The sequence below is a fragment of the Streptomyces sp. NPDC021562 genome (assembly GCF_040640875.1).
In the GTDB taxonomy this organism is placed as follows: Bacteria; Actinomycetota; Actinomycetes; order Streptomycetales; family Streptomycetaceae; genus Streptomyces.
Genome location: NZ_JBFACN010000021.1, coordinates 72,229 through 84,783, shown reverse-complemented (window position 1 = coordinate 84,783; position 12,555 = coordinate 72,229). Strand labels below are relative to the sequence as shown.

General features: G+C 74.8%; 10 protein-coding genes. 8 read left to right on the top strand and 2 right to left on the bottom strand.

From position 1 onward, the window contains the following. From AB0G52_RS29225 to AB0G52_RS29205, 5 genes are read left to right on the top strand one after another with little or no spacing between them, the layout of a single operon-like run. Nucleotides 1-4,827, top strand: a complete 4,827-nt coding sequence (locus tag AB0G52_RS29225) for a beta-ketoacyl synthase N-terminal-like domain-containing protein (protein ID WP_361340197.1) — start codon at nucleotides 1-3, stop codon at nucleotides 4,825-4,827. Further along, nucleotides 4,824-5,141 (top strand): acyl carrier protein, encoded by a 318-nt coding sequence (locus AB0G52_RS29220; protein WP_132887784.1) that lies wholly within the window; start codon nucleotides 4,824-4,826, stop codon nucleotides 5,139-5,141. Before AB0G52_RS29225 ends, AB0G52_RS29220 begins: the two co-directional genes overlap by 4 nt. 3 nt (nucleotides 5,142-5,144) lie before the next feature. Next, nucleotides 5,145-5,960, top strand: coding sequence for an alpha/beta fold hydrolase (locus AB0G52_RS29215; RefSeq protein WP_132887785.1), 816 nt, complete (start codon nucleotides 5,145-5,147; stop codon nucleotides 5,958-5,960). After that, the gene (locus tag AB0G52_RS29210) at nucleotides 5,957-7,123 is read left to right on the top strand and encodes a glycosyltransferase (RefSeq protein ID WP_132887786.1); all 1,167 of its coding nucleotides are present in this window, start codon (nucleotides 5,957-5,959) and stop codon (nucleotides 7,121-7,123) included. The genes AB0G52_RS29215 and AB0G52_RS29210 overlap by 4 nt, the downstream gene beginning before the upstream one ends. Next, nucleotides 7,120-8,175 (top strand): class I SAM-dependent methyltransferase, encoded by a 1,056-nt coding sequence (locus AB0G52_RS29205; protein WP_361340192.1) that lies wholly within the window; start codon nucleotides 7,120-7,122, stop codon nucleotides 8,173-8,175. The genes AB0G52_RS29210 and AB0G52_RS29205 overlap by 4 nt, the downstream gene beginning before the upstream one ends. Before the next feature lie 7 nt (nucleotides 8,176-8,182). Here the strand turns inward: AB0G52_RS29205 and AB0G52_RS29200 are convergent, their stop codons facing one another. Then, nucleotides 8,183-9,187 (bottom strand): lysylphosphatidylglycerol synthase transmembrane domain-containing protein, encoded by a 1,005-nt coding sequence (locus AB0G52_RS29200; RefSeq protein WP_361340189.1) that lies wholly within the window; start codon nucleotides 9,185-9,187, stop codon nucleotides 8,183-8,185. A 203-nt stretch (nucleotides 9,188-9,390) separates the two neighbouring features. Between AB0G52_RS29200 and AB0G52_RS29195 the strand changes: the two genes are divergently transcribed. After that, the gene (locus tag AB0G52_RS29195; RefSeq protein WP_361340186.1) at nucleotides 9,391-10,035 is read left to right on the top strand and encodes a DedA family protein; all 645 of its coding nucleotides are present in this window, start codon (nucleotides 9,391-9,393) and stop codon (nucleotides 10,033-10,035) included. A gap of 71 nt (nucleotides 10,036-10,106) precedes the next feature. On the opposite strand, the gene AB0G52_RS29190 is transcribed toward AB0G52_RS29195, so the two are convergent. Then, nucleotides 10,107-10,634 carry a gamma carbonic anhydrase family protein gene (locus AB0G52_RS29190; RefSeq protein WP_361340183.1) on the bottom strand — a complete coding sequence of 176 codons (528 nt, stop codon included), beginning with the start codon at nucleotides 10,632-10,634 and terminating at the stop codon, nucleotides 10,107-10,109. Nucleotides 10,635-10,745: 111 nt separating this feature from the next. Between AB0G52_RS29190 and AB0G52_RS29185 the strand changes: the two genes are divergently transcribed. Both AB0G52_RS29185 and AB0G52_RS29180 read left to right on the top strand, forming a co-directional pair. Next, nucleotides 10,746-11,510, top strand: coding sequence for an acyltransferase (locus AB0G52_RS29185; RefSeq protein ID WP_132887790.1), 765 nt, complete (start codon nucleotides 10,746-10,748; stop codon nucleotides 11,508-11,510). Between the two features lie 82 nt (nucleotides 11,511-11,592). After that, nucleotides 11,593-12,441: a DUF1206 domain-containing protein gene (locus AB0G52_RS29180; protein ID WP_207921656.1), complete on the top strand. Its 849-nt coding sequence runs from the start codon at nucleotides 11,593-11,595 to the stop codon at nucleotides 12,439-12,441. Nucleotides 12,442-12,555 lie beyond the last annotated feature (114 nt).

Genomic DNA, 12,555 nt, shown 5'->3' with positions numbered 1-12,555 from the left:
ATGACCGACGACAGCGGGACCACAGCCGACGCGGGCGACGGGGGACGGGCGCCGGGCGAGGTGGACGGCAGGCAGCGGGCACCGGGCGGTGTCGGTGGTGGGCGGCAGGTGGCGGTGGCGATCGTCGGGATGGCGGTGTTGCTGCCCGGTGCCGCGGACCTCGACGCGTACTGGCGGAACCTGCGCGACGGCGTGGACGCCATCGGTGAGGTGCCGCGGGGGCGCTGGGACGCGGACTACTACCGGCCCGGCTCGGCCACCGGCCCCGCCGCCCCCGACCAGGTGTACTGCCGGCGCGGCGGCTTCGTGGACGGACTGGCCGAGGTGGAGGTCACCCGGCACGGGATCATGCCGAACTCCGTCGCCGGCACCGAACCCGACCAGCTGATCGCGCTGCACGTGGCGGCCGCCGCCCTCGCCGACGCCGGCGGCGCGGACCGGCTGCCCGAGCGGCACCGGATCGGCGTGGTGCTGGGCCGGGGCGGCTATCTCACCCCCGGCCTGGTCCGGCTCGATCAGCGGGTCCGCACGGCCGGCCAGCTCGTGCGCACGCTGGGCGAGCTGGTGCCCGGCCTCACGCCGGACCAACTGGCCCGCGTACGGGACGCGTTCACCGAGCGCCTCGGCCCCGCCAGTCCCGAGTCCGCGATCGGCCTGGTGCCCAACCTCGCCGCCTCCCGGATCGCCAACCGCCTCGACCTGCGCGGCCCCGCCTACACCGTGGACGCGGCCTGCGCCTCCTCGTTGGTCGCCGTCGACCAGGCGGTCACCGAACTCACCGCCGGGCGCTGCGACATGATGCTGGCCGGGGGAGTGCACCACTGCCACGACATCACCCTGTGGAGCGTCTTCTCCCAGCTCCGCGCCCTCTCCCCGAGCGAGCGCATCCGCCCCTTCCACCGGGACGCCGACGGCATCCTCATCGGCGAGGGCACCGGGGTCGTCGTACTCAAGCGACTCGCCGACGCCGAACGCGACGGCGACCGTGTCTACGCCGTGATCCGCGGCACCGGCGTGGCCAGCGACGGCCGTACCGCCGGACTCGTCAACCCCGACCCCGGCGGTCAGGCGCACGCCGTACGGCAGGCCTGGCGGGCCGCCGGGCTCGACCCCACGGCACCGCACTCGGTCGGCTTGCTGGAGGCGCACGGCACCGCGACCCCCGCGGGCGACTCCGCCGAACTCACCACTCTCGCAGAGGTGTTCGGCCCCGCCGAGGAACGCGCGGTGCTCGGCTCCGTGAAGTCGATGATCGGCCACACCATGCCGGCCGCCGGAGTGGCCGGACTGGTGAAGGCCGCCCTCGCGCTGCACCACGCGACCCTGCTGCCCACCCTGCACTGCGACGATCCGCACCCGGCCCTCGCCGCCACCCGGTTCCGCACCCTGGACCGGGCCCTGCCCTGGGAGACCGCCCCGGACCAACCGGTGCGCCGGGCCGGGGTGAACGCCTTCGGGTTCGGCGGGATCAACGCGCACGTGGTGCTCGAAGAGGCGCCGGGCAGACACTTTGCCCCGGCCGCCGCCCCGCGGGGAACACGCGGCGAGGGCGCCACCGCCGCCCGGGTCACCGAGCCCGAGCGGATCCTCCTCCTCGCCGCCGACACCCCCGAGCGGCTCACCGCCGCCCTCGACGCGGACGACTCCGCCGTCCTGGCCGCCGGTCTCGCCCCTGAACGGACGCACCCGGGGGCCGGACCGGTGCGCCTGGGCATCGTGGACCCCACCGCCAAGCGGCTCGCCCTGGCCCGTCGCGCGGTCGGCAGGGGCCGCCACTGGCAGGGCCGCAACGACGTGTGGTTCCGGTCCGCCCCGCTCCTCGGCACCGGCAAGCTGGCCTTCGTCTTCCCCGGCCTGGAAGGCGAGTTCACTCCCCGCGTCGACGACATCGCCACACATTTCGGCCTCCCCACCGTCACCGCACCCGCCACCGGGGACATGCGGGTCGGCGACGTGGGCCGTCATGGGTTCGGTGTCGTCGGCGTGGGGCGGCTCCTGGACGCGGCGCTGCGCCGGATGGGCGTGGTCCCGGACGCGGTCGCCGGGCACAGCGTCGGGGAGTGGACGGCGATGGTGGTCGCGGGACTGTACTCGGGAGCCCAGGTGGACGCCTTCATGGCCGCGTTCGATCCCGACGCGGTCACCGTCCCGGGGCTCGCGTTCGCCGCGGTCGGCGCCCCCGCCGAACGGGTCGTCGCCGTCCTCCGCGACGACTGGGCGGACGCCGGGATCGTCCTCTCCCACGACAACGCGCCGGGCCAGTCCATGGTGTGCGGCCCGGACCGGGCGGTGGCGGACTTCGTCCGCGCCTGCCGGGCCGACGGTGTGCTGTGCCAGGTGCTGCCGTTCCGCTCCGGGTTCCACACGCCGATGCTGGAGCCGTACCTGGGCCCGATCAAGGAGGCGGCCGAGCGCTTCCGGCTGCACCGGCCGGCGGTCCCGGTCTGGTCCGGCACCGTCGCGGCGCCCTTCCCGGGGGGTGAGACGGAGGTGCGCGAGCTGTTCGTCCGGCACCTGCTGGAGCCGGTCCGCTTCCGGCAGCTGATCGAGGCCATGTACGCCGCCGGGCACCGCGCGTTCGTCCAGACCGGGCCAGGCCAACTCGCCTCGCTGATCGGTGACGTCCTCGGCGACCGCGACCACCTCGCCGTCGCCGCCAACTCCCCGCACCGCTCCGGGATGGCCCAGCTCCGCCGGGTGGCGACCGCGTTGTGGACGGCGGGCGCACCGGTGGCGGCCGCGGCCCGCGACGAGGCCGGCGTGTCGGTCACGGCGGCCACCTCGGCACCACCCACCGCGACGAAGCCCGTCCACCGCCGTCGCCCGGTACGCCTGGACCTGGACGGCGCCCTGGTGTCACTGGAGGGCCCGACCCTCGCCGCACTGCGCACCGAACTGGGCACGGCCACGCGCCCCGAGGGGGGCGCACGCACCGTGACGGGCGGAGCCACGCGGACCCTGGCGGGTGCGGTCGCGCGACCCCAGGCAGGTGGGAACGCGCCGGCATCGGGCGCCGCCCACCCGCCGGCCGCGGGCTCGTCCCCGCTGGACGACCTCGCCGCCCGGATCCCGGCCGCCGCCGAACTCAGCGCGCTCCTGCGGGACACCGCCGACTCGGCCGTCGCCGTACTCACGGCGCTCCACACACCGCCCTCCGCACCCGGCGACGGCCGCCTCCACCCCGCGTCCGCCCCCGTGTCCCGTGCCACCCCCACACCCAACCCCACGCCCGCTCCCCCTCCCACCCCCGCCGCAGGCCACGCCCCGCCCACCCCGCCCTCCCGTACCACCACCCTGCGGGTCTCCCCCGAGGCGATGCCCCATCTCCTCGACCACTGCTTCTTCCCGCAGCGTCCCGGCTGGCCCGTGGTGGAGGACCGGTGGCCGGTCGTCCCGGCGACCACGATCGTGCGGCACATGATGGACGCGGCGGAGGCGGCCACCGGCCTGCGGGCGGTCGCCGTGCACGGAGCCCGTTTCGACCGCTGGCTCACCGCCGCGCCCCCCGTCGACGTCCCGGTCACCGTCACCCCCGAGGACCCCGGCCGGGTCTCGGTCACCTTCGGCCCCACCGCCCGCGCGGTCGTGGAAGTCGCCCCCGCCCACCCGGCGCCCCCCGCCGCCCGCACCCGCCCCCCGGCTCCCGAACGCACCCCCGACCACACCGCCGCCCAGCTCTACTCCGAGCGCTGGATGTTCCACGGCCCCGCCTACCAGGGCGTCTCGGAACTCACCGCGATCGGTGACCGGCACGTGCGCGGACTGATCACCACCCCCGCCGCCCCGGGCGCCCTGCTCGACAACGTGGGCCAGATCCTCGGCTACTGGATCATGTCCACCCGCACCGAGCGCACCGTCGTCTTCCCGGTGCAGATGCGGGAGATGCGCTTCCACGGCCCGCACCCCGCCCCCGGCACCGAGGTCGGCTGCCTGGTGCGGGTCACCTCGCTCACCGACACCGTCCTGGAGGCGGACGTGGAGCTGACCGTCGGCGGACGGGTGTGGGCGCGGATCGGCGGCTGGCAGGACCGGCGCTTCGACAACGACCCGGAGACCCGCCCCGTCGAGCGCTTCCCGGAGCGCAACACCCTCTCCGAGGGCCGTCCCGGCGGCTGGGCGCTGGTCCACGAACGCTGGCCGGACCTGGCCTCCCGCGAGCTGATCATGCGCAACTCGCTGGCGGGGGTGGAGCGTGTGCGGTACGCCGAGCACGCCCCGCGCGGCCGCAGGCAGTGGCTGCTGGGCCGGATCGCCGCCAAGGACGCGGTACGGCAGTGGCTGTGGCAGCACGGCGAGGGACCCGTCTACCCGGCCGAACTCCGGGTGGAGAACGACGACTTGGGGCGGCCCTACGTGATCGGTGCCCACGGGCGGACGCTGCCCGGGCTGGACGTCTCCCTCGCCCACCGGGCGGAGGCGGCGGTGGCGATCGTACGGCCGCACACGCCCGGCCCCGGCCCGGGCATCGACATCGAAGAAGTCACCCGGCGTGAGCCGGCCGCCGTGGCGGCCGCCCTCGGCGCGGACGAACTGCGGCTGCTGTACGGCCTCGGCCCGGACACCGACCTGTGGTTCAGCCGCTTCTGGGCCGCCAAGGAGGCCGTCGCGAAGGCCGAGGGCACCGGATTCGGTGGCCGGCCGAGGGACTTCACCGTGCTGGAGGCCGCCCCGGACGGCAGCCGGCTGCTGGTCTCGGGCCGGCTGGAACGCGCCTACCCGGTGCGCTGCGCGCCGGTCCGCAATCCCCCCGCACTGCCGGACCGCGCCTACGTCGTGGCCTGGACGACCGGACCGGCAGCCGCAGACATCGAGGAGGACCCGCGATGAACCCCACCGAGCCCGAAGTCCGCGCCGACGAGGAGACCGTCCTCGCCGACCTGACGCGGATGCTCCACACCCTCCTGGAGGAGTACGGCGACGACGACGCCGAGATCGGCATGAGCACCACCTTCAACCGCGACCTGGAACTGGAGTCCATCGACCTGGTCACCCTCGCCGGTCTCCTGGAGGAGCGCTACGGGAAGCGGGTCAACTTCGCCGAGTTCCTGGCCGGGATGGAGTTCGACGAGATCATCGAGCTGACCGTGGGGCGGCTCGTGGAGTACGTGGTGTGGAGCCTGAAGGCCACGGAGGCGGGCTGAGCCATGGCGATGGTCGACACCGGAGACGTCCGGCTGCACGTACAGCGCATGGGCCCCGCGGAGGGCCGTACGGCCCTCGCCACCGTGGTCCTCGTCCACGGGCTGCTCACCGACAGCCTGGCCAGCTACTACTTCACGGTGGCCCCGGCCTTCGCCGCCTCCGGCCTGGACGTGGTCATGTACGACCTGCGCGGTCACGGCCGCAGCGAGCGGCCCGCCGGCGGCTACACCCTGGACCACAACATCGACGACCTGGAGGCCCTGCTCGACCGCCTGTCGGTCACCGGCCCGGTCCACCTCGTCGGCAACTCCTACGGCGGCACCATCGCCTTCGGCTGGGCGGCCCGCCACCCGGAGCGCGCGGCCAGCCTGACCCTCATCGAATCCGAACCGGCGACCGCCGCGTGGGCCGCGAAACTCGGCGGCATCCTGCACCGGGTCGTCACCGAACTCGCCCACAACGAGCCGGACGCGATCGCCTGGATCACCGCCCACCGCAGCCACAACACCGCCCGGCTGGCCAAGGGCGCGGCCCGGCTCGCCCGCGAGACCAGCCTCGGCCGGGACATCCCCGCCAGCCGCGTCCTGACGGAGGACCAGATCCGCGCCGTACGCTGCCCGGTGCTCGGGGTGTACGGCGGGGACTCCGACCTGGTCGAGGTGGTCCCGTTGAAGCAGACGCTGCTGGCGGACTACCGGTCGGTGGTGCTGCCCGGGCACGAGCACTCCGTGCTGGTCGAGGCGTCCGGCACGGTCGGCGGACACATCCTTGAGCTGATCCACTCGGTCAGCCGGACGCGGGCGGCCGGGGTCCGGTGAGCGGCTTCCTGTTCGTCGTACCGCCGCTGGTCGGGCACATCAACCCGGCCGTCGGGGTCGCGGCCGAACTCGGCGCCCGAGGCCACCGGGTGGCCTGGGTCTGCCCGGACGCCGACCTGGTCCGGAAACTGGCGGGACCGGACGCCACCGTGTTCCCGTGCGCGGGCACCGCCGCGGGCGAGCGGCCGGCCGACCTGCGGGGCGCGGAGGCGCTGAGATTCCTGTGGGAGTGGTTCCTGGTGCCGCTCGCGGACGCGATGGCACCCGGCGTACGGGCGGCCGCCGACGCGTTCCGCCCCACCGTCGTGGTCGCCGACCAACAGGCCTTCGCGGGCGCCCTGGTGGCCGAGCGGCTCGGGCTGCCCTGGGCGACCTCCGCCACCACCTCCGCCGAGTTCACCGGTGCCTACGACGGTGTCCCCAAGGTCGCCGCGTGGCTCGGGGACCGGCTCGCCGGACTGCGGGAGCGCATCGGGGACCCGGACTCCACCGCCGATCCCCGGTTCTCGCCGCACCTGACCCTCGCCTTCACCACCCCCGAACTCGCGGGCCCCACCGACCGGCCCGCGGTCCGCCACGTCGGCCCCTCGGTCTCCGCGCGGCCGGCGGCCGAGGGCTTCCCGTGGGAGTGGCTGGACCCGAGCCGGGACCGGGTCCTCGTCTCCCTCGGCACCGCGAACGCGGACGTCGGCGCACGGTTCCTCGCCGAGTGCGTCAGCGCCCTGCGCGAACGCGCCGACCGGGTCCAGGGGCTGATCGCCGACCCCGGCGGCACCCTGCCCCCGGCGCCGGACGACAAGGACCTCCTGATCCTGCCCGCCCTGCCCCAGCTCCCGCTCCTGGAGCGGGTCGACGCGGTCATCTGCCACGCCGGCCACAACACGGTCTGCGAGGCGCTGTGGCACGGCGTCCCCCTGGTCGTCGCCCCCATCCGCGACGACCAGCCCGTGATCGCCGGACAGGTCGTCGACGCGGGCGCGGGCATCCGGGTGCGGTTCGGCCGGGTCACCGCCCCGAAGCTGGGCGCGGCCCTCGACACCGTCCTGCACGAACCCGCCCACCGCACGGCGGCGGCCCGGATCCGCACCGCGTTCCGTGCGGCGGGCGGCGCGCCGGCCGCGGCAACCCACCTCGAAGCACTCGCAGCTGAGGAGACCCGATGAGCAAGCCGAGCGAGATCGAGGCGCTGCGCCCCGGCTACCGGAAGGACCTGGCCGACGGCGTCGACCGCTTCTTCGAACCCCGGCGCACCACCTGCCCCTGGTGCCGGTCCGGCCGGCTCACCACCCGCCTGCGCACCACCGACCTGCTCCAGCACAAACCCGGCCGGTTCGTCCTCGACCAGTGCCAGGACTGCCGGCACACCTTCCAGAACCCCCGCCTCAACGAGACCGGCCTGGAGTTCTACTACCGCGACTTCTACGACGGCCTCGGCGAACAGAGGATGAGCGGCACCTTCGGCGGCCGCACCAAGATGTACCGGGGCCGCGCCGAGTCCATGGTCCCGCACGATCCGACCCCCAAGAACTGGCTCGACGTCGGCACCGGGCACGGCCACTTCTGCGAGGCCGCCCGCGAGGTGCTGCCCGGCACTTCCTTCGACGGCCTCGACTTCACCGACGGCGTCCAGCTCGCCGCCCGCGAGGGCCGCGTGGAGCACGCCTACCGGGGCGCCTTCCCCGACCTCGCCCCCGACCTCGCCGGCCGCTACGACGTCGTCAGCATGTTCCACTACCTGGAGCACAGCACCGACCCCGACCGCGAACTGCGCGCCGCCCACGAGACCGTACGCCCCGGCGGCCACCTCCTCATCGAGGTCCCCGATCCCGAGAGCCGCTACGCCCGGCTGCTCGGCCGCTGGTGGCTGCCCTGGCTCCAGCCGCAGCACCTGCACTTCATCCCGGTGGCCAACCTCCGCGAACGCCTCACCGGCCTGGGCTTCACCGTCGTCGCCGAACAGCACGCCGAGGCCCACGACCCCGTCGACCTGCTGGCCGCCGTCTGGCTGGCCCTCGACCACACCGCCCCGCCCGAGGACGCCCCCTGGCTGCCGGCGGCGCCCGGCGCCCTGCGCAGGACCCTGCGCGCCGCCCTGCTCATCGCCGGCATCCCCGCCCTGGTCACCGGCACCCTCCTGGACCGCTTCGCCGTCCGGCCCCTGGCGCACCGCCTCCGCGTCTCCAACGCCTACCGCATCGTCGCCCGCCGCGACTGAGAGCGGCTCAGAGCACCTTCGCGCGGATCATCGCCGACAGCACCAGGGCGCCCGGGAGCAGCGGCAGCCAGTCGGTCAGCACCCGGTAGCCGATCACGGTCGCGGTGGCCACCGCCAGCGGTGCGCCGAACGCGGCCAGCGTGAACACCAGCGCCGCGTCCACCGCGACCCCGCCGGGCACCGGCACCGCCCCGCCCGCGGTGCCCGCCGCCAGGTACGCCAGGATCACGTCACCCCACGACAGGCCCAGCCCGAGCGCCTCCCCGGTGCAGGCCAGCACACCCGCCTGCACCAGCGGCAGCACGGTCGCACCGCCCCACAGGGCCAGCGCCCGGGACGGCCGGGCGTGCACCACCCGGGCGTCGGACAGGGCACACCGCACCAGCCCGGTGACCGGCCGCCGCAGCGGTCGTACGACGGCCGCCGCCACGCCCGCCAGCGCCACCACGCCGACGACCGGGACCAGCACCGTGCCGTCGGGCACCAGCTCGCCCAGCCGCCGCCAGGCCGACGACGACAGCAGGAACACCACCAGCACCGCGGTCTTGGCACCGGACTTCGCCACCGAGTACAGCGCGATCGAGGCCGTGGCCCGCTCCAGCGGGACGCCCCGGGTCCGCAGGAAGCGCACGGTCACGGCGTGCGCGCCGAGCCCGGCGGGCAGCGCGTGGTTGGCGGCCCCGGCGGCGAACTGCGAGGCCAGCAGCAGCCCGGGCGGCAGCCGGTCGGGCACGGCGCCCTGCCGGATGCAGGCGGCCACCACCCAGGTCAGGCAGGTGAGGCCGCCCCCGGCCAGCAGCCACCCCGGTTCGGCGTGGGTGAGCCGGGCGACCCCCTCGTGCAGCAGCGACCGGTTGGTCACGCCCCAGATCACGGCGACGAGCAGGGGCGACAGGCACAGGACGAGCCGGAGTGGCCGGCCGGCCGCCGAACGGAGGGGCCGGGTGCGTACGGGAGGCGCTTCGGAGCCGGACGCGGGCAGTGCGGAGGGCAGTGACGACAGTGAGGACACGGGGACGTTGTCCTTCCACAGGGGGCCCGGGGTGGGGAGCCACGGGCGAGTGGTACCGCGGGGGAGCCTTCCCGTCCCGCATGACACCCGGATGTCCGAAAACCCAAGGACGGAGGGCGGGCGGGTGCCGTGGAAGCCGCCCCGCCGTGCCGAACCGGTAGCCTTCCCGGGGAAAGGCGCACGCGACAGGGGAGGAACCGGCGGTGCACGTCCAGGAATGGCTCGACTCGGTACCGGCGGTCGCCGTCTACGCCGTGGTGGCGCTCGTGATCGGCCTGGAGAGCCTGGGCATCCCGCTGCCGGGTGAGATCGTCCTGGTCTCCGCCGCACTGCTGTCCTCACAGCACTCCGACATCAACCCGGTCGTCCTCGGCGCGTGCGCCACCGCGGGCGCGGTGATCGGCGACTCCGTCGGCTACGCCATCGGCCGCAAGGGCGGCCGCCCCCTCCTCGCCTGGCTCGGCCGGAAGTTCCCCCGGCACTTCAGCGAGGGCCACGTCGCCACCGCCGAGCGGTCCTTCGAGAAGTGGGGCATGTGGGCGGTCTTCTTCGGCCGCTTCATCGCCCTCCTGCGCATCTTCGCGGGCCCCCTGGCGGGCGTCCTGCACATGCCGTACTGGAAGTTCCTGATCGCCAACCTGCTGGGCGGCATCTGCTGGGCGGGCGGCACGACGGCGGTCGTCTACTACGTCGGCATCGTCGCCGAGGACTGGCTGAAGCGCTTCTCGTACGTCGGCCTGGCGGCGGCGGTCCTGGTGGGCGTGGCGTCGATGCTGATCGTCCGGCGCAAGGCGAAGAAGGTCCCGGTCACCGAGAAGGAAGCGGAACCTGTCAGCGCGGGCGACTGAAGCGCCTCGCCAGGGGCGCTGGGGGAGGAACTGCGCGACCAGCCCCCAGGCACCCGCACCCGCCGTGCGTCCTACTCATGCACCCCGCGATGCGCCTTGCCCAACTCCGCGTACAAGGTCCCGTTGAGGGTCACTCCCTCCCGCTCCTCCGCACTCAACGCCCGCCGCACCTTCGCCGGCACCCCCGCCACCAACGACCCCGCCGGCACCACCATCCCCTGCGGCACCAACGCCTGCGCGGCCACCAGCGACCCCGCCCCGATCACGGCCCCGTTCAGCACGGTCGCCCCCATCCCGATCAGGCAGTCGTCCTCCACGGTCGCCCCGTGCACCACCGCGTTGTGCCCGATGGACACCCGCTCCCCGACGCGCACCGGAAACCCCGGATCCGCGTGCAGCGTGGCGTTGTCCTGCACGTTCGCCTGCGCCCCCACGGTGATCTTCTCGACGTCGCCGCGGATCACCGCCCCGTACCAGACGCTCGCCCCGGCCTTCAGCGTCACGTCCCCGATCACCGAGGCCGTCGGCGCCACGAACACCTCGTCCTCGATCTCCGGCTCGCGTCCGCCGATCCCCACGATCAGCGCCTCGTGCGTCATCACCGTCTCCCCTCGTCGTCGGTCCTCCGCGCAACCTACGCCACCGCCTGGGGCGAAGATCACAGCAGCCCGCCCTCTTGCCGGCGCGCCCCGCTGAGTACCGTGACCCCCGTGCCGAAGCCCAAGAACACGTTCTCGTCCTGGCGCCGCCGCCTCGCCCAACGCGCAGTGCACGCGGCCTGGGCCTGGGTGCAGCGCACGGGATCCGTCACCGCGGACCGCCCCGGCCGCTTCCGTTTCGGTGCCCTCGGCGAAGCCACCCGCCTCGCCTTCCCGCTCGGCACCGTCTTCGGCGAACCCTGGATCCACCTGGGCTCGCACTGCATCGTCGGCGAACAGGTCACCCTCACCGCGGGCCTGATGCCCGACCTCGACCTCGGCCCCGACCCGATCCTGCGCATCGGCGACGGCGTGGTCCTCGGCCGCGGCAGCCACGTCATCGCGGACACGACGGTCACCATCGGCAGCGACTGCTACTTCGGCCCGTACGTGTACGTCACCTCCACCAACCACTCCTACGACGACCCGCACGAGCCCATCGGCAAGCAGTGGCCGCGCATGGAGCCGGTGGAGATCGGCCCGGGCTGCTGGATCGGCACCGGCGCGGTGATCCTGCCCGGTGCGCGCGTCGGCCGGAACGTGGTGGTGGCCGCCGGCGCGGTGGTCCGGGGCACGGTGCCCGACCACGCCGTGGTGGCGGGTGCCCCGGCCAGGGTCGTACGCCACTGGACCCCGGAAACCGGCTGGCAGCCCCCGCTGCGCACCCCGGCGCCGGTGCCGATTCCCGCCGGCATGACCCCGGAGCAGCTCAGGGCCCTGGCGGAGCTGGGCGAGGAGGACGTGGCGCGGCTCGCCGAACTGGAGGCCGAGGGCTGAGCCCGGTCGCGGCCGGCGCGTGACCCCGGGCTCCCGACGCCGGGTCAGGTGTCGGACCGGGGGACCGGGGCACCGGCGAGGTATGGATGCACAGGCATGGACACTGCGGGGGCGCGGCCAGGCCGCCCGGGCGGCGCACAGTCACGCGCTGGCCGTGGCGGCACGGGCAGGGTTCGCCGCCCGCGGGCTGATCTACGTACTGGTGGGCGTGATCGCCCTGCGGATCGCGTTCGGACAGGGCGGCCACGGCGGGCAGCAGGCCGATCGCGGCGGTGCTCTGGAGGAGCTGGCCGCCCGGCCCTTCGGGGCGGCGCTGCTGGTGGTCCTGGGAGTGGCGCTCGCGGGCATGGCGCTGTGGCGCCTGTCGGAGGCGGTGTTCGGCGGAGCGGGACCCAAGGGCACCGAGCCGTCCAAGCGCGCCGCCGCGGCAGGCCGGTGCGTCTTCTACGTCTTCGCCTGCTACTCGGTGCTGATGTACGCGGCCGGGGACCGGGGCAGCGGCAGCGGGTCCTCGGACCGGCAGACGCACGACGTGACCGCCACGGTGCTGGGCTGGCCGGGCGGTCAGTGGATCGTGGGCGTCGCCGGGGCCGGGGTGGTGGCCGCCGGGCTGTGGATGGCCGTGCGGGCCGTCCGGCTGAAGTTCCGGGAGAAGCTGCGGACCGCCGCCATGTCCGCGCGGGCCAGGCGGTTCACCGATGTCTTCGGCGTGGCCGGGGGCACGGCACGCGGGGTCGTCTTCGCGGTCGCCGGGGTGTTCGCGGTCGTCGCGGCCGTCAGGCACCGGGCCGGCGAGGCCAAGGGCATGGACGACACCCTGCGCACGTTCCGCGATCTGCCCGCCGGTCCCTGGCTGCTCGCCGCGATCGCGCTCGGCCTGGCGGCCTTCGGCGTCTTCTCTTGGTGCAACGCCCGCTGGCGCAGGATCTGATGCCGGAGACGGCACCGCCGCGCAGTACAGTTCGGTGGACGGTCAGGCACACCCCGGCGGAGTACGCCTGACCGCACCCCGCACGCGAGAACAGCGGGCCGCGATGCCCTCGAC